Source organism: Novosphingobium beihaiense, from assembly GCF_022832375.1.
Lineage (GTDB): Bacteria > Pseudomonadota > Alphaproteobacteria > Sphingomonadales > Sphingomonadaceae > Novosphingobium > Novosphingobium beihaiensis.
In genome coordinates, this window is the sequence record NZ_JALHLG010000003.1 from 1 (window position 1) to 22,164 (window position 22,164).

The 22,164-nt window shown below is 63.4% G+C and carries 20 protein-coding genes; 6 read left to right on the forward strand and 14 right to left on the reverse strand.

The window, feature by feature from the left end; all coding sequences use genetic code 11:
• The first annotated feature begins 176 nt into the window (after nucleotides 1–176).
• Together MTR66_RS01305 and MTR66_RS01310 are read left to right on the forward strand one after the other, a co-directional pair.
• Nucleotides 177–1,214, forward strand: coding sequence for a glycosyltransferase family A protein (locus MTR66_RS01305; protein ID WP_243917226.1), 1,038 nt, complete (start codon nucleotides 177–179; stop codon nucleotides 1,212–1,214).
• Nucleotides 1,211–2,677 (forward strand): lipopolysaccharide biosynthesis protein, encoded by a 1,467-nt coding sequence (locus MTR66_RS01310; protein ID WP_243917227.1) that lies wholly within the window; start codon nucleotides 1,211–1,213, stop codon nucleotides 2,675–2,677. Before MTR66_RS01305 ends, MTR66_RS01310 begins: the two co-directional genes overlap by 4 nt.
• 25 nt (nucleotides 2,678–2,702) lie before the next feature.
• Here MTR66_RS01310 and MTR66_RS01315 read toward each other — a convergent pair whose 3' ends face one another.
• Nucleotides 2,703–3,620: a hypothetical protein gene (locus tag MTR66_RS01315; RefSeq protein ID WP_243917229.1), complete on the reverse strand. Its 918-nt coding sequence runs from the start codon at nucleotides 3,618–3,620 to the stop codon at nucleotides 2,703–2,705.
• A 149-nt stretch (nucleotides 3,621–3,769) separates the two neighbouring features.
• Between MTR66_RS01315 and MTR66_RS01320 the strand changes: the two genes are divergently transcribed.
• The 3 genes from MTR66_RS01320 (at nucleotide 3,770) to MTR66_RS01330 (ending at nucleotide 8,310) form a co-directional block, all read left to right on the forward strand.
• The gene (locus tag MTR66_RS01320) at nucleotides 3,770–4,660 is read left to right on the forward strand and encodes a retroviral-like aspartic protease family protein (protein ID WP_243917231.1); all 891 of its coding nucleotides are present in this window, start codon (nucleotides 3,770–3,772) and stop codon (nucleotides 4,658–4,660) included.
• A 59-nt stretch (nucleotides 4,661–4,719) separates the two neighbouring features.
• Entirely contained in the window at nucleotides 4,720–6,540 is a 1,821-nt protein-coding gene (locus MTR66_RS01325) for an ABCB family ABC transporter ATP-binding protein/permease (protein ID WP_243917233.1), read from the forward strand.
• A 282-nt stretch (nucleotides 6,541–6,822) separates the two neighbouring features.
• Nucleotides 6,823–8,310: a SulP family inorganic anion transporter gene (locus MTR66_RS01330; protein WP_243917235.1), complete on the forward strand. Its 1,488-nt coding sequence runs from the start codon at nucleotides 6,823–6,825 to the stop codon at nucleotides 8,308–8,310.
• A gap of 19 nt (nucleotides 8,311–8,329) precedes the next feature.
• On the opposite strand, the gene MTR66_RS01335 is transcribed toward MTR66_RS01330, so the two are convergent.
• Nucleotides 8,330–10,021, reverse strand: coding sequence for a dipeptidyl-peptidase 3 family protein (locus tag MTR66_RS01335; protein ID WP_243917237.1), 1,692 nt, complete (start codon nucleotides 10,019–10,021; stop codon nucleotides 8,330–8,332).
• 81 nt (nucleotides 10,022–10,102) lie between these two features.
• Nucleotides 10,103–11,404: a cytochrome P450 gene (locus MTR66_RS01340; RefSeq protein WP_243917239.1), complete on the reverse strand. Its 1,302-nt coding sequence runs from the start codon at nucleotides 11,402–11,404 to the stop codon at nucleotides 10,103–10,105.
• Nucleotides 11,405–11,490: 86 nt separating this feature from the next.
• Here MTR66_RS01340 and MTR66_RS01345 point away from each other — a divergent pair, with 86 nt between their 5' ends.
• Nucleotides 11,491–12,117, forward strand: coding sequence for a trimeric intracellular cation channel family protein (locus tag MTR66_RS01345; protein ID WP_243917241.1), 627 nt, complete (start codon nucleotides 11,491–11,493; stop codon nucleotides 12,115–12,117).
• Between the two features lie 41 nt (nucleotides 12,118–12,158).
• On the opposite strand, the gene MTR66_RS01350 is transcribed toward MTR66_RS01345, so the two are convergent.
• The 11 genes from MTR66_RS01350 to rplO all read right to left on the reverse strand — a co-directional run bounded on the left by MTR66_RS01350 (nucleotide 12,159) and on the right by rplO (nucleotide 22,086).
• Complete coding sequence (locus tag MTR66_RS01350) at nucleotides 12,159–12,701, reverse strand: hypothetical protein (protein WP_243917243.1); 543 nt, start codon at nucleotides 12,699–12,701, stop codon at nucleotides 12,159–12,161.
• Nucleotides 12,702–12,811: 110 nt separating this feature from the next.
• Nucleotides 12,812–13,366, reverse strand: a complete 555-nt coding sequence (locus MTR66_RS01355) for a hypothetical protein (protein ID WP_243917245.1) — start codon at nucleotides 13,364–13,366, stop codon at nucleotides 12,812–12,814.
• Nucleotides 13,367–13,479: 113 nt separating this feature from the next.
• Complete coding sequence (locus MTR66_RS01360; protein ID WP_243917247.1) at nucleotides 13,480–15,612, reverse strand: prolyl oligopeptidase family serine peptidase; 2,133 nt, start codon at nucleotides 15,610–15,612, stop codon at nucleotides 13,480–13,482.
• Nucleotides 15,613–15,724: 112 nt separating this feature from the next.
• Nucleotides 15,725–16,147, reverse strand: a complete 423-nt coding sequence (gene rplQ / locus MTR66_RS01365) for a 50S ribosomal protein L17 (protein ID WP_243917249.1) — start codon at nucleotides 16,145–16,147, stop codon at nucleotides 15,725–15,727.
• Between the two features lie 123 nt (nucleotides 16,148–16,270).
• Entirely contained in the window at nucleotides 16,271–17,335 is a 1,065-nt protein-coding gene (locus MTR66_RS01370; protein WP_243917251.1) for a DNA-directed RNA polymerase subunit alpha, read from the reverse strand.
• A 107-nt stretch (nucleotides 17,336–17,442) separates the two neighbouring features.
• Entirely contained in the window at nucleotides 17,443–17,832 is a 390-nt protein-coding gene (gene rpsK, locus MTR66_RS01375) for a 30S ribosomal protein S11 (protein ID WP_007011846.1), read from the reverse strand.
• Between the two features lie 54 nt (nucleotides 17,833–17,886).
• Nucleotides 17,887–18,255, reverse strand: coding sequence for a 30S ribosomal protein S13 (gene rpsM, locus MTR66_RS01380; RefSeq protein ID WP_243917252.1), 369 nt, complete (start codon nucleotides 18,253–18,255; stop codon nucleotides 17,887–17,889).
• Between the two features lie 295 nt (nucleotides 18,256–18,550).
• Nucleotides 18,551–19,270: an SRPBCC family protein gene (locus MTR66_RS01385; protein ID WP_243917255.1), complete on the reverse strand. Its 720-nt coding sequence runs from the start codon at nucleotides 19,268–19,270 to the stop codon at nucleotides 18,551–18,553.
• Nucleotides 19,271–19,314: 44 nt separating this feature from the next.
• The gene (locus tag MTR66_RS01390) at nucleotides 19,315–19,962 is read right to left on the reverse strand and encodes an adenylate kinase (protein WP_243917258.1); all 648 of its coding nucleotides are present in this window, start codon (nucleotides 19,960–19,962) and stop codon (nucleotides 19,315–19,317) included.
• A 50-nt stretch (nucleotides 19,963–20,012) separates the two neighbouring features.
• A complete protein-coding gene (secY, locus tag MTR66_RS01395) occupies nucleotides 20,013–21,380 on the reverse strand; it encodes a preprotein translocase subunit SecY (RefSeq protein ID WP_243917260.1) in 1,368 nt (455 codons plus the stop codon).
• A gap of 226 nt (nucleotides 21,381–21,606) precedes the next feature.
• Entirely contained in the window at nucleotides 21,607–22,086 is a 480-nt protein-coding gene (gene rplO, locus MTR66_RS01400; protein WP_243917262.1) for a 50S ribosomal protein L15, read from the reverse strand.
• Nucleotides 22,087–22,164 lie beyond the last annotated feature (78 nt).

Consider the following 22,164-nt stretch of genomic DNA (forward strand, 5'->3'; position numbering starts at 1 on the left):
GCCAGTTCCGAAGGTAATGGACGCCATTGCCGATCTCAACGCGCACAGCGAGCGCCCCCCTTCCCGCGATACCAAAACCGGGCGCTCCAAAGCAGGCCGGGAGAGTCGCCGGAAATACCGTGCTGCAGAACGCACCGTAGAGCCTTGATTAACCAACCGGGCGCTATGACGCGCGCATGGCCAAGGTCATTTCCAAACCGGATTCCACGCAGGTGCCGCGCATCGCGGTGATCGTTCCTGCCTATGGCGTTGCCCGCTGGCTGGGCGAAGCGCTCGATTCTCTTGTCGCCCAAGACTTCACCCAATGGGAGTGCGTGGTCATCGACGATGGCGCGCCGGACGATGTTGCGGGCGCCGTAGCGCCATACCTGAACGATTCCCGCATCCGCTTCATCAGCACAGCGAATTACGGCGTATCCGCGGCACGCAATACCGCGATCGCTGCCAGCAGCGCGCCGCTCATCGCTCTTCTCGACGGCGACGACCGGTTCTGCCCCCACTATCTGTCTACCATGGTGGGGCTTCTTGAAGGCGATCCCGATATCCGTCTTGCCACCTGCAATGCGCGTATATTCGGTGCGGTCCCCCGCGAACGGCTGTGTTTCGAAGGCAAGCAGGGCTCCGGCGACGGTATGCGCGGCACTCTGGCCGACGTTCTGGACCGCAGCTTCGGCGTCTATATCGGCTCCACCTTTCGCCGTGAGGACTTCGACAGCGCTGGCGGCTTCGATACCACGATGGCCCATGCGGAAGACTTCGACCTCTGGGTCCGCCTGATGCAGCTGGGCGGCCACGCCCGCTATACAGACACACTGCTCGGCGAATACCGCGTGCGGCCCAATTCGGCCTCAGCCAGTTCCAACCGTATGCTGATCGGCAATATCAGGGTGTACGAGAAGGCTCGCAGCACCTTGCCCGGCGATGCGCCCGAGCAGCCTTTGCTGCAGCGCCTGATCGCGGAAAGCGAGGATGATCTTGCCTTTGAACACGCAATAGACCGCGTGATCGAAGGCGATACGCGCAACGGCTTGGCCGAGCTGCAACGCGCGCGCTCCCGCGTGGAAGGCATGGTCTGGACGCTGTCATTCACGCTCTGGCGGATTCTCCCCTCGCTCGCTCGCCCCATGCTGGCCTGGCGGCGCAAGGCGCACCGGCGTGGCAACCAGTCTGCCAGCATCATCGGCGCGTTGCTACCCAGGGCGTTCCATCCGTGACAGGTGCCACGGAAGCAAAGCCTGCAGGGCCGACTCTGCGCGAACAGGTGCGAAGTGCGGTCATCTGGCGTTCCGGGACGCAAGTCTTCGGCCAGATCATTTCCTGGCTTTCGACATTTCTGGTCATCCGGATCCTGTCGCCTTCCGATTATGGCCTGTTCGCCATGACTTCGGTCGTTCTGGGCCTGCTTGCACTGCTCAATGGCTATGGCCTTGCCAATGCCTATATCCAGCAGCGCGAAACCAGCGAACGGATGCTGCAGCAGCTTTTCGGCATGCTGATCGTCCTCAACGGCACGCTGGCCGCCATCCAGATCGCCGCCGCGCCTCTGGCCGCTGCCTATTACCGCCAGCCGATGGTTGCGGACATGCTGCGCGTGCAGGCGCTGATCTATCTTACCAATCCATTCCTGGCACTGGGCTATGCCATCCTGTCACGGGAAATGGACTTCCGGCGGCAGGCGCAGGTCAACATCGTTTCCGCCATCATCGGCGCGTTCGCGGCACTGGGCGGCGCGCTTGCGGGTTTGGGAACCTGGACGCTGGTGCTGGCGCCGATCGTGCTGTTCGCCACCCGCGCCGCCGGCATGGCCTTCGTGGCCAAGGCATTCGTAAAGCCCAGCTTCAATTTCAGCGGTGTGCGGCACATCGCCGGTTACGGCGGCATGATGACCGTCTCCAGCATGTTCTGGTTCGTTCAGACTCAGGCGGACGTGGTCATCGCCGGGCGCGCCTTCTCCCCGCATGAGCTTGGCATTTACACGACCTCGCTGTTCCTGGCGCAGATTTTCGTCACCAAAGTAGTGCCGCCGCTCAACGAAGTGGCCTTTTCCGTCTATGCCCGGGTACAGAACGACCGGGCGGCGCTGGCCGCCGGTTTCGTCGCATCGACGCGGGTCATCATGCTGCTGACCTTCCCCTTCTGCCTGGGCCTTGCCGTGACGGCGGAACCGCTCGTCGAAGTCGTGCTGGGCAGCAAGTGGCTGGAAGCAGCCCCCGTCGTGCGGCTTCTCGCGATGGCCATGCCGTTCATGACGCTGCATGTACTGCTGGCCCCTGCAACCAATGCAGTAGGCAGACCGGGCCTTGCCACGCGCACGACAGCGCTTGGCGCAGTGGTGATGCCAACTGCATTCCTGATTGGCGTTCAGTTTGGAAGTACCGGGATCGCGGCCGCCTGGCTTGCCGCCTATCCGCTGCTGGCCATTTGTGCGCTTGCCTGGTCCCTGCCCGCGATTGACGTCGATTTCCGGGCGCTGGCAAAGGCCCTCGCCGCGCCATTTACCGCAGCCGTTGCCATGGCCCTGGCCGTGGTGGTGCTGGACCATGCCCTTGGAGCCATTGCCCCGGTCCTTCGCCTGGCCTTGCTCGTCGCGGCGGGAGCGGCCGTCTACGGGCTTTGGCTGTTCAGCTTTGCCCGCGAGGCGGTCTACGAGATGATAGCTTTTATTCGCCGCCGTTAAACGTCGGGCTTCTCCTGCGCCGTGATCAGCCTTTCAGTGCGGCGATCGCCTGCCTTGTGGCGGCATCGTAGTACCCGCCGTGAAACCGGTAGGTTCCCACGAAGTGGACGAAGTTCACACCGGGCGGCGGAGCTTCGTTCCAGAAATTCATGTAGCGGGCATAGGGCAGCAGAACCGGCTCGTTTTCCGCCGAGATAATCACGTTGGACATGACCTGTTCGGTCCCCCATTCCTGCCAGCGATCGCGGCCCAGCAAGGCAGAAGCCTCGCGCGAATAGGCATCGGCCACCGTGCGATCGAAACCGCCGGGCGCGAACCCCGCGAAACCGGCGCATCCGCGCACATAGCGGCGCGGATGCGGCAGTCCGGCGCCGATCCGGTCCAGAGACGTTTCGGCCAGAAGCTGGACATGCGCCGAAGGATCGAGCGCGGCAAGATCCCCGGCATAGTCTTCCACCGGCAGCAAGGCCGAGTCGATCCCGCCGCACAAAGTGAAATTGCGCCCCGCCGCGACGGCTTCAATGACCTCGTCGACAGGACCGGCCGTAACGGTATCGGAATCCAGCTGGATCACGTAATTCTCGCGCCGCAGAGCCAGCAGCGTAAGCAGCCGTTCCCAGCACCCTCCCCTTGGGCAGTCGCCGGGATCGACATCCCCGATCGCATATATCTGCGGCTTGCCGAGATGGGCATCCAACACGGCCTTGTCCGCCGCCGTCAGCGTGCCGTCGTCAAGGATCGCGAAACGGCCTCGATCCAGCCGCGCATGAAGCGACTTTGCCGCCACGAGATAGGGCAGCAGCACTCTGGTGCCGATCATCGAGAAGATCACCACCCCATCGTCACGCGGCCGGGCCGGGGGCGTGTCCAGGATTCCCCTGGCCACGCGCCTGTGGCGCGCCTCGCGCATCTTGTGCTGCACACGGTCTATCAGCGTTACCATTGCCGTCAGGGCCTAGCAGCGGAGCGTTAAGCAAACGCCAATCCCGCGTTCTGTTTCCCAGCCCGAAATCGCGGCAACCTTTGCCCGAAAGCCGGTTTTGTGGCATAATTGCGGCAGGGCAGGTAACTTGCCCAAGGAGAGGTACACATATGGAAGCGGTTACGCTTGCCTTGGCGCTGACGGCCGCCGCCCCGGTAATTCTGGGCGCGTCTCCCACGCCGCTGACGATGCCCGACGATGCCGAAACCATGCAGAGCGAAGTGGACCCGCACGATCGCATGACCGTCAACGTCGCGCTGGAGGGAACCGGCCCCTACCGGTTCCTGATCGACACCGGATCGCAACGCACCGTGGTTTCGACGGCGCTGGCAGGAAGCCTTGGCCTGCTGCCGGGCCCGCAAGTGCGCATCGTGAGCATGGCGGGCGAAGACCATGTCGGCACCGCCCATGTCGAAACGCTGGGCTTCGGGCGTCAGGAACTTTACGGGCTCGTCGTGCCGCTGCTGGAAGATCAGCATATGGGGGCAGACGGTATTCTCGGCACGGACAGCCTGCAGGACCAGCGGGTGCTGCTGGACTTTACCAAGAACACGATCGCCATTGGCGGCGCACGCGAACTAGGCGGGCGCCGAGGGTACGAAATCGTCGTGCGCGCCCGCGAACGGTCGGGGCGCCTGATCATGACCAATGCCATGATCGACGGCATCCGGGTCGATGTCATCATCGATACCGGGGCCAGCACCACGGTCGGCAACTTGGCCTTGCAGCAGGCCATGCGCAAACACACGCAGGGATTTGCCACCCTGTCGAGCGTGACCGGCCAGGAACTGACCGCGCAAATCGGTATCGCGCGCAGGCTCGAAGTCCGCAACCTGGCGATCATCAATGTCGCCATTGCCTATGCCGATGCCCCGGCTTTTCGCGAACTGGGCCTGCGCAAGCGGCCCGCGATCTTCCTCGGCATGCGCGAACTGCGCGCTTTCAAGCGCGTGGCCATCGACTTTTCCTCGCACAAGATCCTGTTCGATCTGCCTGGCTGATGCCGCTTTCAATGGCGTCCGGCGATTGCTTCGGGCGGCAGATTCCCTAAATAACGGGGATGCCGCCCGACACTGCTGTTCACGATCCCCATGCCCGCCATGATGGCTGGCGCACGCTGCTGCGTTTCCTGCCCTACCTCTGGCCGAACGATAACAAGGCCCTGCGCTGGCGGATCGTGGCCGCCTGCCTGCTGATTCTCGCCTCGACCGGCACCCAGCTGATCCTGCCCTACCTGCTCAAGTGGGCCGTCGATGCCATGGGGGCTACAGGCCCCAAGCTGCTGCAGCTCGCGATGTGGACGGTGCTCGGCTATGCCGCCGGGCGCTTCGCGCAGACGGCGTTCAACAACTTGCGCAATATCGTCTTCGAACGCGTGGGGCAGGATGCGACGCGTGCGCTGGCCGAGAATGTCTTTGCGCAGCTTCACCGCCTGTCGCTGCGCTTTCACCTCGCCCGGCGCACCGGCGAAGTCACCAAGACGATCGAGCGCGGGACCAAAAGCATCGACACGATGCTCTACTTCATGCTGTTCAACATCGCCCCCACCGTGCTGCAACTCGCGATAGTCGCGGTGATCTTCTATCTCAATTTCGGCATCGGCCTTGTCGCCGCCACCACAGTGGCCATCGCCGCCTATATCTGGGTGACGCGCACGATCACCGAATGGCGCACGAAGCTGCGCGAGCAGATGAACCGGCTCGACGGGCAGGCGCTCGCCCGCGCGGTCGATTCGCTGCTGAATTACGAGACGGTAAAGTACTTCTCCGCCGAAGCGCGCGAGGAAGAGCGCTACGCCCAGGCCACCCGCGCCTATGCCGCCGCCGCGGTGAAGAGCGAGAACTCGCTGGGCCTGCTCAACATCGCGCAGGCCGTGGTGGTGAACTTGCTCATGGCCTTCGCGCTCGCCTGGACGGTGTGGGGCTGGTATCAGGGCAAATATACGGCGGGTCAGCTCGTGTTCGTGCAAACCTACCTGACACAGCTCTTCCGCCCGCTCGACATGCTCGGCATGGTCTATCGCACGATCCGGCAAGGCCTGATCGACATGGCCGAGATGTTCCGCCTGCTCGATACCGAAGTGGAAGTGCCGGACCGGCCGAACGCCCCTGCCCTCATCATCCGCAAGCCCTCCGTGATTTTCGACAATGTCGTGTTTGGGTACGAGCAGGACCGCACGATCCTGCACGGCCTCTCCTTCGAAGTGCCCGCAGGCAAAAACTACGCCGTGGTGGGCCCATCGGGGGCGGGCAAGTCCACGCTCGCCCGGCTGCTGTTCCGCTTCTACGATCCGCAAGCCGGGCGCATCCTGATCGACGGGCAGGACATCCGCCATGTGACGCAGGCGAGCCTGCGTGCGGCGATCGGTATCGTCCCGCAGGATTCGGTGCTGTTCAATGACACCATCGGCTACAACATCGGCTATGGCCGGGGCGATGCCACGCAGGCCGAGATCGAGGCCGCCGCGCAAGGCGCTGCGCTGATGGGGCTGATCTGCCGGCTGCCCAAGCGTTTCGACACCGAAGTGGGCGAGCGCGGCCTCAAGCTTTCGGGCGGCGAGAAGCAGCGCGTGGCGATTGCCCGCACGCTGGTGAAGAACCCGCCAATCCTGCTGCTCGACGAAGCGACCAGTGCGCTCGACACCCGCACCGAGCAGGAGATTCTCGCCACCTTGAACCGCGTGGCCGAACACCGCACCTCGATCTCGATCGCGCACCGGCTTTCGACCATTGCCGATGCGGACCGGATTCTCGTGCTCAATGAAGGGACGCTGGCGGAAAGCGGCAGCCACGCAGACCTGCTGCGCCAGGGCGGCCTTTATGCGGAAATGTGGGCCCGGCAGGCCGCCGAGGCAGAAGCCCTGCACGAAGCGGCGGAATAACGCCGAACTGATCCTCCCTGTTCCCGCAGGGAATGGGGAGGTGGCATTCACGCAGTGAATGACGGAGGGGTTTTCTCCCCCTCCACCACCCGCTGCGCTGGCGGTCCCCCTCCCCATCCCCTTGCGGGGACAGGGAGGATTCGGCCACTGCGCTTGCCCTTTTCCTCCCGATCAGGCATGGCCGCGCGCGAATTTGCTGCGGGTGCGAAGGCGCTCGCCTTCCCGAAATCGGCCGGGCCTGCTCTTTGCGCGTGGCGCGGCCCCTTGCGGCTGGACGACACTATGCCTTTCTTCGCTAACTTCCGTCAGGACTGGCTCGGCAACGTGCGCGCCGATACCCTCGCCGGGATCGTCGTCGCCCTTGCCCTCATTCCCGAGGCTATCGGCTTCTCGATCATTGCCGGGGTCGATCCCGCGGTGGGCCTGTGGGCCTCGGTGGCGATTGCCATCATCATCTCGTTTACCGGCGGGCGCCCGGCGATGGTTTCCGCGGCAACGGCTTCCGTGGCCGTGCTCGTCGGCCCGCTGGTGCGTGAGCACGGGGTGGAATACCTCTTCGCCGCGACCATCCTGATGGGCGTGATCCAGATCGTTGCGGGCCTGCTGCGGCTCAACCTGCTGATGCAGTTCGTTTCGCGCTCGGTCATCACCGGCTTCGTCAACGCGCTCGCGATCCTGATCTTCATGGCGCAGCTGCCGCAGCTGACGGACGTCACCTGGCATACCTATGCCATGGTGCTCGGCGGCCTGGCGATCATCTACCTGTTCCCGCGCGTGACGACGGCGGTGCCCTCCCCGCTGGTTTCGATCGTCGTGCTGTCGGCTATCTCAATCGGGATGGGCCTGCCGGTCCACACCGTGGCGGACATGGGCGATCTGCCCTCCGGCCTGCCCAGCTTCGCGCTGCCGCACGTACCGCTTACCTGGGAAACGCTGCGCATCATTGCCCCCACCGCCGGGGCCATGGCCGCCGTGGGCCTGCTCGAATCGCTGCTGACCGCCCAGATCGTCGACGACATGACCGACACCGATTCGTACAAGCGCTACGAGTGCCGGGGCCAGGGCATTGCCAATATCGTGGCCGCCCTGTTCGGCGGCATGGGCGGCTGCGCGATGATCGGCCAGTCGGTGATCAACGTCACCTCCGGCGGGCGCGGGCGTCTTTCGACCTTCGTGGCCGGGTTCTTCCTGTTCATCCTGCTGGCGATTCTGGGGCCCTGGGTCGGCCAGGTGCCGATGCCTTCGCTCGTTGCCGTTATGATCATGGTTTCGATCGGCACGTTCTCGTGGAACTCGATTCCCAACTTGCGCCGCCATCCCTGGCAAAGCTCGGTGGTCATGCTCTCCACGGTCGTGGTGGTGGTCGCCACCAGCGACCTGTCGATGGGCGTCGGCGTGGGCGTGCTGCTCTCGGGCATCTTCTTCGCGCAGAAAGTGCAGCGCCTGTTCCGCGTCACCCGCGAAGTGAGCGAAGACGGGCAAACCGCGACGTACCGCGTCTCGGGCGAGATCTTCTTCGCTTCGGTCCACCGCTTCACCGAACAGATGCAGACCGAGAAGGAAACCGCCCCCAAGGTCACGATCGATATGACCCACGCCCACTTGTGGGACATTTCCTCGGTCGATGCGCTGGACAAGATCGTCGGCAAGCTCGCCAAGGGCGGCGCGGACGTGAAAGTGATCGGCTACAACGAAGCCAGCGCGGACATCGTCGACAAGTTCGCCCTCCACGACAAGACCGGCTTCGAACTCGGGACGGTGCCGCACTGAGCGGCACCGGACCCGGAAATCAGATCGCGTCGGGATAGATCGGCCGGATATCGACCGGGATCGTCTTCATCGACGCAATCGCCGCTTCGGCCTCAGGATCGAGCTTCGCCCATTTCGCCATGAAGGCCTTGGTGCCTTCGTAGTCTCCCAGCGCCTGCAACATCAGAATGTCGTGCAGCAGGCTGCGCACGCCCTCCTCCATCTTCGCGTCATCGACCGTATAACGCCGGGCCGCCGGATCATACGTAAAGGCGCCATGCGCGCGCAGATAGGCGTATTGCAGCGCCGCGCCCTTGCCATGCGCCTCTACCGCGCCGAAACGCACCGCGCGGAAAATGCCGGTGAAATAGCTGGCAAAGAGCTGCGGCTTCTCTGCCGCCGGGATTTCGCCCTTGCGCATCATCAGCAGAATGTTCCACACCCCCGCGACATCGGCCTTGGCCTCTTCCAGCGCCGAGTTCTGTTCCCTCAGCGCCTTGTCCACGGTCGTCTTCTCGCCATTCACCACGATCGTGCCCGGGCCGAGGCTGTGCGACAGTTCGTGGAACAGCGTCTCGAACTGCATGTATTTCTTGGCGACGAGCCCCGCCTGCGCCGGTTTCAGCACCAGTGCACCCATAGGCTTCAGAATACGTTCGAACTTGGCGCCCAGCACGTTCGAGAGAATGACCTTCTTCGCCCCTTTGGCCTCGCGCACGCGCTCGTCATTGGGAAGGTTGAAAGCGATGGTCTGCACGCCTGGTACATTGTCGCCGCCGCCGTGGACCTGCTCGGCCACCGCGATCGGGCTGGCGAAACCGCGCTGGAAGTTCTTGTACTTGTCCTCGATCGGCAGGTTCGCTTCCATGTCCTTGAGGTAGTTCTTGTACTTGGCAAGCGCCGCCGACTGCACAGGATCCTTCAGGGTCACGAAGCTTTCGAACGCGGTCTTCGCGCCCATCAGGCGGTCGGTATAGACCTCGTAAGGCCCGATCGCGACTTCGATGGGCGTATCCTTGAGGTCCATCCACGCCAGTTCGCTGGCGAAATAGTCATCGGTGCGAAAGGCCTTGGCCCGCAGCGAAAGGAACTTCTTGAGGCTGGGATTGCTGGTCTTCGCCGCCGCCTGCTCCAGCAGCTTCGCCGCCGGTTCCAGCCACTGCCGGTACGCCACCGAATAGGGCACCGCGACCAGCTTGCCCCCTTCCCGCTTCACCACGGTATAGGGGCTGAGCAGCGCATCCTTCTGATCGGGATGGGCCGCGATGTAAGCTTCGAGTTCGCCGCGCGTCAGATCCTCGGGATAGAACCCGGCCCCTTCCGGCATCGGGGTGGAGCCCCAGAACGGATGGAGTTCGGCCAGTTCGTCCCAGGGGCCGAAATTGCGGTCGAACATCTCCACGAGCAGATCGCGATCGGCCCGCCGGTTCATGGAAATGGCCCGGCGCACTTGCGGGTTTTCGGCATAGCGCTGGCGCAAATATACTTCGCTCAGCAAATCGGATGCCTTGATCAGCAGGTTCACGACCTCGCGCTGTTCGGCATTGAGGAAGCCGGTATCGACATCCATCGTAACGTCCGCCAGCTTCGCTTTCTGCGCGGCAAGATCATAGGCGGGTTCGGCCGGAGCCACTGGCGCCGATGGCGCGGAGACCACTTCGCCGGGCCCTTGCGCGCAGGCCGCGCTCGCCAGCAGCAGCGCTGCGGGAGAGATACGTTTCACTATCTTCATGGGGGGAATTTCCGTCAATTCTCAGATGGCGGCACCCTAACCCGCTGCCGCGCCGGTGCAAGCCTGCCTCAGGCCCTGAGTCTAAAGCGGATCGAATTCCAGATGCAGACTCCTGAGCGCGCGCAGCACGTAAGTCGGCTCGTACTCGAAACGGCGTGCGCCTTTGGGGCCATGGTGCGCTTCGGAAAGGCGGATATTGCCCATCCGCGCCAGCAGCCGCTCGATACTGGTGGCCACTTCCCGCCGGGCCAGCGGCGCCCCGATGCAGGTATGCGCGCCGCGGCCAAAGGCCATGTGTTCCTTCAGCTTCGGCCGGTTCATGTCGAACGTGCCGGGATCGGGAAAGCGCGCGGGGTCGCGATTGGCGGCCATGTGGCTCGCCAGAACCGGCGTGCCCGCCTTGATCTCGACGCCGCCCAGAACCGTTGTCTTCTTGCAGATCCGCCCGGCGCTTTTCACCGAGCCATCGTATCGCAGCAGCTCCTCGATGAAGTTTTCGATCCGCTTGGGATCATCGCGCAGTTCCTGCTGGATATCGGGCCGTGTGGCGATGACCTTGAAGCCATTCGCCAGCAGGCGGTTGGTCGTATCCTGCCCGGCGCCGAACAGGAAAGCAGCCAGACCTGTAAGATCGACAAGCGTGGGCTTGCTGCCATCCGGATAAGTGGCCCTGGCCAGATCGCTGAGGATGTCTTCCTGCGCCAACAGCGCCCTGAGCGGTTTCAGCAAGGCGTGATTCGCCAGACGGCGCTTGGCGATCATCGCGAACAGATCCTTGCCCACCGGCACCAGCGGGTTTTTCATCATCTCTTCGGGCGTGGCGTCCATCGGCACGGGAATCGCGCCTTCCAGCAGCGTGCGGAATTTCCGGCGGGTCTTCTCCGACAGGCCGAGGAGGTCAGAGATCACCAGAGCCCCGTAAGGCCCGCCATACTGGCGCACGATGTTGACTTTGCCATCGGCATGAAACTCGCCGATCAGCCCTTCGGCGGTTGCCAGCAGCTGCGGCTGCAGTTCCTTCAACCGGCTGGGCGTAAACAGACGCGACAGGATCGAGCGCAAGTTCGCATGGCGCGCACCGCTTTCCGTGACGATCTGATCGGCAAAGGCGATCTGCTTGCGATGAGCCTCCAGCGCCTCGGTGATGTCATCGCCTTCGGGCGTGAACGGCAATTCGGACAAGGCTCCGGTAACCGCATTGATCTCCGAGAAGTGCTCCGTATCCCGCATAAGCTGGACCGTCTCTTCGTAGCCGACCACCGCCACCGCGCCCCGGTACGGCAAACGCACGACCGGCCCTTGCGCCCGCAAGTAGTCGAAATAGGCGTGCGGATCGTCAACCAGCGAAACGTCCGTGTACCAATCAGCAGTTTCGTATGACACGCCGTCGCTCTCCCGATATTTATGATCCTTTGTGTATCACATTTCAAAGGCAGTCAAGCAGAGCCCGGCGTGATAGAGCTGCCGCCATGCACCCGGCCGCTCCGCTCCTGCCCCCTGCCCTCGACCTTGTCGGGATCGCCATTTTCGCACTCACCGGCGCGCTGGTTGCGGCGCGGCTGCAGCAGACTTTCGTGACCATGACCTTCTTCGCGCTAATCACCGGTGTGGGCGGCGGTTCGTTGCGCGATCTGCTGATCGGGGCACCCGTATTCTGGGTGCAGGACCGCGCCGTCGCGCCGGTTTGCCTGGGCGTGGCGCTGTTGGCGTGGATCACGCCGGTGCGCTGGTGGGAAGGACGGCTGCTGGAATGGGCCGATGCGCTGGGCCTTGCCGTCTATTCGGTGCTGGGCACGATGAAGGCGCTGGCCTGGGATGTGCCGCCGGTCCCGGCCATATTGATGGGTGTGATTACCGGCTGCGTGGGCGGGATCATCCGCGATGTGCTGGCAGGCCAGCCCTCTGTCCTGATGCGGCCTGAACTCTATGTCACCGCTGCCGCGCTGGCGGCATGCCTTGCCGGAGCGGGCATGGCCATAGGCCTGCCGCCGGGACTGACCTGGGTTCTGGCCGTGGCGGCGGGCTTTGCCTTGCGCGGTGCGGCCATCCACTGGTCGCTGGGCCTGCCCGCGCATCGCGGCCCGGATCCGTCCTAGACTACAGGCGCGAACCGCTGCCGGATTTCAGAAACGCGTTCTCAGATCATCGCCCGCCCATCGACGGCCACCGAACGGATCCGCCCAGTCTCATCGACACTGCAAGCATAACCGCGCCCATCTTCCAGATGCCCTTCAACGCTGTAGCGCTCTCCCATCCGGCGCACGTTGTCGACCGAACCGATGCGCCGCTCTCCATCTTCGATCTCGCTGGCACAGGCGTCAGCCGCAGCATCGAAACTGACACCGGCACGCGGGCCGCCCGGATAGGCCGGATCACCATAGCCAGAGACCTGAGGCGTCCCGGCATAGCCGCTCTCGGCAGGCGAATCGTAGGGCCCGCCGGGATAGCGGACAGGCTCATCCTGCACGCGCTCGCGGTTCGACTTGCTTGCGGCACTGGCAATCGCCACCACCGCGCCGCCGATCAGCAGGCCTGCCAGCAAATTGCCGCTGCCGCTGCTGTGGTGATGATGGTGGCGGTAATGGTGGTGCCGCCCGCGCGCGAAGGCGGGGCTTGCCGTGAGGGACAGAGCCGCCAAGGCAGCCAGCGAAACAGCGGCACGCGAACGGAAGATTTTCATAAGCTACATATCCCACACCCGGCGTGCCCCCCGCATGCCGGTCCATAATCGGAAAGCTAGGCGGTTCATGCTGTCTTCGGCATGAACCGCCCACCCCTCAGGTCCGGCGCTCACAGGCCCCGGATACCCCTGAAATCGAGATCGGCGATTCGGCCGCGGTAATCGACCTTGCACTTGAACTTGCCCGAATCGTAGCCGCGCGCATGCCTGTTCCACCCCCGGTGATCATGACGCCAATCACGGTCACTGCTGCGCCAGTGGTGCGCCCTGGTGTTCACCACAATCCGGCCTTCGACCTTGTAGCCGTAGCGCTTGCGATCGACGTTGCGGATATCCGTGACCCTGGCCCGGCCGCCATAGCTATGCCGGTTGGCCGTACGGACCGCCGCTGCAGTACACCGCCGAACCGCGTCGCGCGCATTCATGTGACGGCGATGGCCGTACCGCCGGTGATCACGATCGTAACGCACATGGTAGCGCGTGCCATCGCGATCGCTGGAGGCTGCGGCCAGCGCTGCGATACCGCCGATCACCAGCGCACCGGCCACCACTTCGCCAGCGCCGATCCCGCCGTTGCCCTCACGGGCAAGCGCGGGGGTTGCCGCCGAAACCGCCATGGAACCAGCTGCGGCGGCTCCGATCAGAGTCTTGGTAAAGGTCTGCATGGCTTGTCATCCTCGCTTCCCGCCGGACCCGATGCCCGGCTATGAGGATGGTCTACCAAAGCAGCCGTGAGGTGACGCTGAACCCGCCTTGCAGCGAGCGTTCAGGTTAACCTTTACTTTTCTGAACCATCTGTAGGCAGGCCACCCACCTGCAATCCGGTCCACTGCGCCATAAAGCCCAGGATATCGGCCCCCTCCTCGATCACCTTGTCGGTTGGCTTGCCCGAACCGTGGCCCGCGCGAGTCTCGATACGGATCAAATGGGGCTTGGGCCCGAGGCCCGCCGCCTGCAGCGCCGCCGTGTACTTGAACGAATGGCCCGGAACCACACGGTCATCGGTATCTGCAGTGGTGACCAGAATCGCGGGATAATCCACGCCGCCCCGAATGTTGTGATAGGGCGAATAGGCGCGCAGAACCTTGAAGTCGGCCTCCCGGTCCGGGTAGCCATAATCGTCCACCCAATAGCGCCCGGCAGTGAAGCGGTCGAAGCGCAGCATGTCCATCACGCCAACTTGCGGGACCGCAGCGGCAAACAGGTCCGGCCGCTGGTTGGTGACCGCGCCCACCAGCAGGCCGCCGTTCGATCCGCCCTGGATGGCAAGCCCGTTCTTCGGGGTGATCCCCTGCCCGATCAGATATTCACCGGCAGCGATGAAATCGTCGAACACGTTCTGTTTGTTTTCCCGGCGTCCGGCATCGTGCCATTCCCGCCCGTATTCGCCGCCGCCGCGCAAGTTCGCGAGCGCAAAGGCCCCGCCCGCCTCCAGCCAGGCCATGCGCGTGGAGGAAAAGCCCGGGGTCAGAGAAATGTCGAAACCGCCATATCCGTAAAGCAGCGTCGGCAAGGGCTGGTTCGCCTTGGCCGCATCCTTGCTGCGGACCAGAAACATGGGGACCTGCGTGCCATCCTTGGAGGTATAGAAACGCTGTTCAACGGCGTAGCGCTCAGGATCGAAGGTCAATTCCGGCTGCGCGAAAATCTCGGATTTTCCGGTGCGGATATCCATCCGGTATACCGTCGCGGGCCGGTTGAAGCTGGTGAAGGAGTAGAAAGTCTCCGGATCTGCCGGCTTACCCCGGAAGCCCGACGCCGTCCCGAATCCTCCTAGCGAAAGCGCACGCGCTGGCTTGCCGTCGAGCCCGACGATGACCGCGTGGCTCGCCGCGTCGCGCAAGTAATTGAGCACGAGCTGATTGCCGATAATCGTCGCCCGTTCGAGGATGTCCTTGCCCTCCGGCACGACATCGCTCCACTCCGGCGTCTTGCTGGCAGCATCAATGCGGACGAGACGGAAGTGCGGCGCATCCTTATTGGTTACGAACCAGAGGACCGATCCCATCCCCTCCACGAGGTTCCACGAGTCGTCGAAGCCCGTCACCAGAGCCCTGCCCTGCCAGCCATGCTTCTTGCGCGCCTTGAGATCCACGACATGGATTTCGTAACGCGCATCCGTACCCACGGACGTCGTGATCACCGCATAGCGGCCATCCTGCGTGACTTCGGCGGTATGATTGTATTCGGGATGATCCGGCGTCGCATAGACAAGCTGATCTTCCGACTGCGGCGTGCCGATACGGTGGAAATAGATGGCCTGATTGTAGTTCAGGCTCTGGAACGCCTCACCCTCTTCCGGCTGCGGAAAGCGCGAATAGAGAAAGCCCTCCTCGCCCACCCAGGCCAGCCCGGTGAACTTCACCCAGCGTACCTCGTCTTCCAGCGGCTCGCCGGTTTCCACATCCAGCACGCGCAGGATGCGCCAGTCGCTGCCGCCGTCCTGCACGCTGTAGAGCAGCTTCGAGCCATTGTCCGAAGGCACCCAGGCGTCGAGCGCCGTCGCGCCGTCTTTCGCCCAGGTGTTGGGATCGATCAGCAGGCGTGGCTCGCCGTGCAGCCCCTTGCGCACAAACAACTGCGCCTGATTCAGCAGCCCTGAGTTGCGCGTGTAGAAATAATGGTGCCCGGCCTTTTCAGGCAGGCCGAATCGCTCGTAGTCAATCAACCCCTCGATGCGCTGTGCGAACCACGCCCGCTGGGGCAGCGTTTCCAGATAGGCATCGGTGACGGCATTCTCCCGCGCCACCCAGTCGGCGACTTCGGGATCGGTGCGCACGTCGTTTTCAAGCCAACGGTAGGGATCGGCGATGGTTTCGCCAAAGAGCGTTTCGGAAACTGTGCCGCGGCGGGTTTCGGGATAGTCCGGTTCAGTCATCTCGGCAGCGCAGATGGGCGTTCCAACAGCCATGGACAAGGCCGCAACGGCCCCTGCGATCTTGTGCAAGACACTCTCCCGAAAACAAAAGCGGCCGCGAGCTTAGCACTCGCGACCGCTTCCTCAAGTGTCTTGCGAAAGAAGATTACGCTTCGGCGTATTCTTCTTCCTGGCTCATGACCGGGCCCGAATCCTGGCCCTTGGCCTCGGTGTCGCGGTCGACCAGTTCGATGATCGCGATCGGGGCGGCGTCCGAAGCGCGGATGCCGGCCTTGATGATGCGGGTGTAGCCACCGTTACGGCCAGCATAGCGCTCGGCCAGAACTTCGAAGAGCTTCTTTTCCTGCACCTCGTCCATCAGGCGCGCGTGGGCCAGACGGCGGTTCGACAGGCCGCCACGCTTCGCCAGCGTGATCAGCTTTTCGAGGTAGGGGCGCAGTTCCTTCGCCTTGGGCGTGGTGGTCTGGATCTGCTCGTGCTTGATGAGCGCGGCGGCCATGTTGCGCAGAAGCGCGGCGCGGTGGCCCGAGGTGCGCTGCAGCTTACGCTGACCATACTTGTGACGCATTGTACTTTCTCCGTTCGTAAGGGGCCCGTGTGAGGTAGCCCGGTCCTGGCGATTGCTTGAGGGGAACCGCCTTTGCCCTGAAAACGATGATCCCGGCCGGAGCCGGGACCACCTGTGTCTGGTTTAGCCCAGCAGCTCTTGTTCGAGCTTCTTGGCCATCTCTTCGATGTTCTCGGGCGGCCAGCCCGGGATGTCCATGCCGAGGCGCAGGCCCATCGAGGACAAGACTTCCTTGATCTCGTTGAGCGACTTGCGGCCGAAGTTCGGCGTGCGGAGCATCTCGGCCTCGGTCTTCTGCACGAGATCGCCGATGTAGATGATGTTGTCGTTCTTGAGGCAGTTCGCCGAACGGACCGACAGTTCCAGCTCGTCCACCTTCTTGAGGAGGTAGCGGTTGAGCTGGTTGGCATCGCTCTCTTCGGGAGCGGCACCGCCAGCGGTCATGCCGATCATCGGCGCGGCGCCAACCGGAGCGATATCCTCGAAGTGGACGAACAGCGCGAGCTGGTCCTGGAGGATACGGCCGGCATAAGCCACCGCGTCTTCCGGAGCGACCGTGCCATCGGTCTCGACCGTGAGGCTCAGCTTGTCGAAGTCGAGCTCCTGGCCGATGCGGGCGTTTTCAACCTTGTAGCTGACCTGGCGGACCGGCGAGTACAGCGAGTCGACCGGGATCAGGCCGATCGGTGCATCGACGGGACGATTGCCGACGGCGGGGACATAGCCCTTGCCGGTGTCGGCGGTCAGTTCCATGTTCAGCGTCGCACCCTCGTCGAGGTGGCAGATCACGAGGTCCTTGTTCATCACCTCGATGTCGCCCGAGACGGCGATGTCGCCAGCCTTGACTTCGGCCGGGCCGGTCGCGGAGAGCTGGAGGCGCTTCGGCCCCTCGCCCTGCATCTGGAGCGCGATCTGCTTCACGTTCAGAACGATGTCGGTGATGTCCTCACGCACGCCGGCGAGCGACGAAAACTCGTGCAGGACGTTCTCGATCTTGATCGAGGTGATCGCCGCACCCTGCAGCGAAGACAGCAGCACGCGCCGCAGCGCGTTGCCGAGCGTCAGGCCGAAACCGCGCTCGAGAGGTTCGGCGACGAACGTCGCCTTCAACTTGGGGTCTGGTCCCGGCTTGATCTCAAGGCTGTTGGGCTTCTTGAGTTCCTGCCAGTTCTTAATGTTGACAGTCATGGACTTCCCCTGGGATTTCGATGGCGGTTACGTCCCAAAGCCTGGTGGAAAGGCCGGGATGTTCCGGAAAACGGACGGCGACCGGTTCGCCGTCCGAAAAGGCTCGATCAGACGCGGCGGCGCTTCGAAGGACGAACACCGTTGTGCGGGATCGGAGTCACGTCGCGAATCGAGGTAATGGTGAAGCCGACGGCCTGCAGGGCGCGCAGTGCGCTCTCGCGGCCCGAACCGGGTCCCTTCACCTCGACTTCGAGGGTGCGCACGCCGTGTTCGGCGGCCTTCTTGCCGGCGTCGTCAGCGGCGACCTGCGCGGCGTAGGGAGTCGACTTGCGGCTGCCCTTGAAGCCCATCATGCCGGCCGAGGACCACGAGATCGCGTTGCCCTGGGCGTCGGTGATGGTCACCATGGTGTTGTTGAAGCTGGCATTGACGTGAGCAATGCCGCTCGTGATGTTCTTGCGTTCGCGGCGCTTAATGCGCTGGGGTTCGCGTGCCATGTCCGTATATCCTGTCGATTAGTCGCTGCAGAAACCGTAGATCGGCCCTGCTGCTTACTTCTTCTTGCCGGCGATCGGCTTGGCCTTGCCCTTGCGGGTGCGCGCATTGGTATGCGTGCGCTGGCCGCGAACCGGAAGGCCCTTACGATGACGCAGGCCGCGGTAGCAGGCGAGGTCCATAAGACGCTTGATGTTCATCGCCGTTTCGCGGCGAAGGTCACCCTCGACCGTGTGATCGGCATCGATGGTTTCGCGAATCTGAAGGACTTCGGCATCCGACAGGTCCTGCACGCGGCGGGTGTGATCGATGCCGAGCTTGTCAGCAATCGCCACAGCCTTCGTGCGGCCGATACCGTGGATATAGGTGAGCGCGATGATAACGCGCTTGTTGGTGGGGAGGTTTACCCCGGCAATACGAGCCACTTAATTCTCCATGCTCCACAGGAGCCACACAACCCGGCCCCCATCTCAACGCTCAACACCCGGCATAAAGCAGCGGAAGCCCATCCGGCATCCCAAGAGGTGCAACAAGCACACTGTCTTGGACCATCCGGTTTGCCGAAGCTGACGAGTGAAGGGCGCGCTTAGAATGATTCGCGAGGGGTGTCAACGCTCCTCGCACAGGAAACGACGCGCCATCCCCCAAAGAACGGCGGACAGTGCGACAACGTTACCGTTGTTTAACCCAAGATAGCCCGGCAGTCAAAACAGCGCCCGGTCAGCGGCCGATAATCTCGCCCTTGCCTGCCTCGGGCGCCTTGTCCGGAAGCGGCAGCACTTCCGTTTCGGGCGGCCCCGCCGCGGGTGCGGAACCGGCCTTTTCCTCAATGCCAGGCCCCTCGGCATCCGGCATCGGGAACGCGGCTGCAAACGCACCGCCAAGCTTCGCGGCAAGATGCTCCAGCTGTTGCCCGAGCATAGTATCGACGCCGCCTGCCAGCTTTGGATAGGGTGTGCGGGCATAGCCGCCCACCACATATTCCAGCAGCACTTGCGTGCCTTTGCCATCATTCACCGGCTTGAGCTGGATCGTCAGAGTGCCTTTCAAGGCATCGGCCTGCAGCGGTCCCAGCGCCCCCGTCATCCGCAAGGCGCGCGGGCGCTCAATGTAGACCACGCGCATGTGCTCCACGCTGCCGCGCGGCGCGGCCTTGGGCGATTCCGGATTGGGCAGAATTTCGCAGAAGCAACCGCCTGCATGCGGATCGATCGAGAGATTCGCAGCGTCGCCTGACCAGGTATGATCGGAATCCCACCATTCGGCAGGCTTGAGCAGCATCGCCCAGGTCTCTTCAACCGTGGCAGGCACGTCCACGAGGTGCCGCACCACGAAACCGTTGTCCGCAACCGCCGTAACCTTGGCAACGGCAGAAGCACTGCCCCCTGCCGCCAAAGCAAACCCCAGTGCGGGGATCACAACGCGGGCGAACAGCTTCATCGCAGGCTCCTGTATACTTCACTCCGGCCAGGCCGGAACGGCCGTCAGGACGCGAGAACCGCCCCGATCGCGGCCGTTACCTCGTCCATGTCCGCCATGCCATCGACCTTGCTGACAATCCCTCGCGCTTCGTAGATCGGCAGGATCGGCGCCGTCTTGGCCCGATATTCGGTCAGGCGCGTGCGCACGGTTTCGGCGTTATCGTCCGGACGGCGCTTGAATTCAGTGCCTCCGCACTTGTCGCAAGTGCCCGGAACCTTGGGCTGCTCGAACTTGTCGTGATAGCCCTTGCCACACGTCGCGCAGGTAAAGCGGCCGGTGATGCGCTCGACCAGGGCATCCTCGTTCACGTCCAGCTCGATCACATGGTCCAGCTTGCGGCCGCGCCCGGCAAGGATGCCGTCCAGTGCTTCGGCCTGCGCCGCCGTACGCGGATAGCCATCGAAAATGGCACCGGCATCGGGTCCCATCGCATCGAGTTCATCACCGATCAGCGACGAAACGATAGCATCGGAAACCAGCTCACCGCGATCCATGACAGCCTTGGCCTCAAGCCCGGTCGGCGTTCCCGCCTTGACCGCCGCCCGCAGCATATCGCCGGTCGAAAGCTGGCGCATGCCATGCTTTTCGACGAGCCGCTGAGCCTGGGTCCCCTTGCCCGCTCCCGGCGGCCCCAGCAGAATTATGTTCACGCCTTACCCCTCAAAAATGCCTTATCGCCCCATGCCTTCGGCCTATGGCCTCAGCGCTGGCGGCCTTTCAGTTTCGCCTTCTTTATGAGGTCGCCGTACTGGTGCGCCAGCAGGTGCGACTGAATCTGCGTAATCGTATCCACAGTCACGTTGACGACGATCAGCAGACTCGTGCCACCCATGAACAGCAGCGGCAAGCCCGTCATCGACAGGAAATACTCAGGAACCGTGCAGACGATGGTGAGATAGATCGCACCGATCACCGTCACACGCGTAAGCACATAGTCGAGGTATTCGGCGGTACGTGCACCGGGACGGATGCCCGGAATGAAGCCACCGTTCTTCTTCAGGTTGTCTGCGGTCTCTTCAGGATTGAAAACGACAGCCGTGTAGAAGAAGCTGAAGAAGATGATGCCCGCGGCATAGAACAGCATGTAGAGCGGCTTGCCGTGGCCCAGGTACTGGTTGAGCGTGACCACGAACTGCCCCATCGTCGATTCGGGGCTCAGCGAGTTCCCGGCAAACTGGGTGATGGTCAGCGGCAGCAGCAGCAGCGAGCTGGCGAAGATCGGAGGGATCACGCCCGCGGTGTTGAGCTTGAGCGGCAAGTGGCTGCGATCGGCCTGCATCATGCCGTTCTGCGTGGCGCGCTTGGGATACTGGATCAGCAGGCGGCGCGTCGCACGCTCGAAGAAGCAGATCAGCAGGATCATGCCGATGATCAGGCCGATCAGGGTCACGATCAGCACCGAGCCGGTATCGCCCGCGCTATAGGCCTGCCCCAGGTTGCTGGCGAACTTCGGCATCTGCGCCACGATACCCGCCATGATGATCAGCGACACGCCGTTGCCGATCCCGCGCGAGGTGATCTGCTCGCCCAGCCACAGCAGGAACATGGTGCCGCCCACCAGCGAGATAACCGCGCCGACGCGGAACATGATGCCGGGATCGACCACCGCCTGCAGACCGCTGGAAGCGCCATAGGCCTCCAGGCTTACGGCCAGGAACCAGCCCTGCAACGCACAAAGGCCCACCGTGCCGTAGCGCGTGTACTGGTTCAGCTTCTTGCGCCCGGCCTCGCCTTCCTTCTTCAGCGCCATCAGCGCCGGATGAAGCGAAGCGGCGAGCTGCACCACGATCGAGGCGGTGATGTACGGCATCACGCCCAGCGCGATCAGGCTCATGCGCGAAAGCGATCCGCCCGAGAAGGTGTTGAACAGGTCGAGAATGCCGCCCTGCGTCTTGCTGTAGAGCGATTCGAGAATCAGCGGGTTCACACCCGGCAGCGGCACGAAGCTCAGAAAGCGGAAGACGATCAGCGCGCCGATCGTAAACCAGATGCGGTTCTTGAGCTCGGTAGCCTTGGAAAAATTGGCCAGGCTGAGCGAGCTTGCAATGTTGTCGGCGCGAGAAGCCATGACTTACAGAATGCCTCGATTTGTCTTGTCGGATTCGGCCTTAGCGACTGGCGCCTGCCTTGTCGAACCCCGGAGCGGAACTGGCCATATAGACATTCGTAGGATGTCTGAAAGGCCTGCGCCGCGAAAACACCATGTCCGGAGGAAACGCTGCCCCAGAAAGCACAGGAGGGCGAAGCGCCATGCGCCCGCCCTCCCGGATCTTCAGATCAGATCACGATGCCGCTCAGGCCTCGGCGGCTTCCTTGGCGGGAAGCACAACCGAACCGCCAGCCTTCTCGACCGCGGCCACGGCGCCCTTGGAAGCACCGGCAACGTTGAAGGTCACCTTGGCGCTCAGTTCGCCCTTGCCGAGCAGACGCACACCGTCCTTACCGCCACGGGCAAGGCCAGCGCCCTTCAGGGCCGCGTGATCGACAGTGCCCGAAATGTCGAGCTTACCGGCATCGATTGCCTTCTGGACCATGCCCAGGTTCACTTCGGCGTAGTCCTTGGCGAACTTCGTGTTGTTGAAGCCGCGCTTCGGCAGACGCATGTGAAGCGGCATCTGGCCGCCTTCGAAGCCGTTGATCGAAACGCCCGAACGTGCCTTCGCACCCTTCTGGCCACGGCCGCCGGTCTTGCCCTTGCCCGAGCCGATGCCACGGCCGATACGCATGCGGCGGTGACGGGCGCCCGAGTTGTCGCGGATATCATTCAGTTTCATAGTCTGCACTCGCTTTCGCTTTTGGTCGCGCTTGATAGGAAGCGGCGCCCGTAGCGGATGGCCGGGCGAATGTCACGC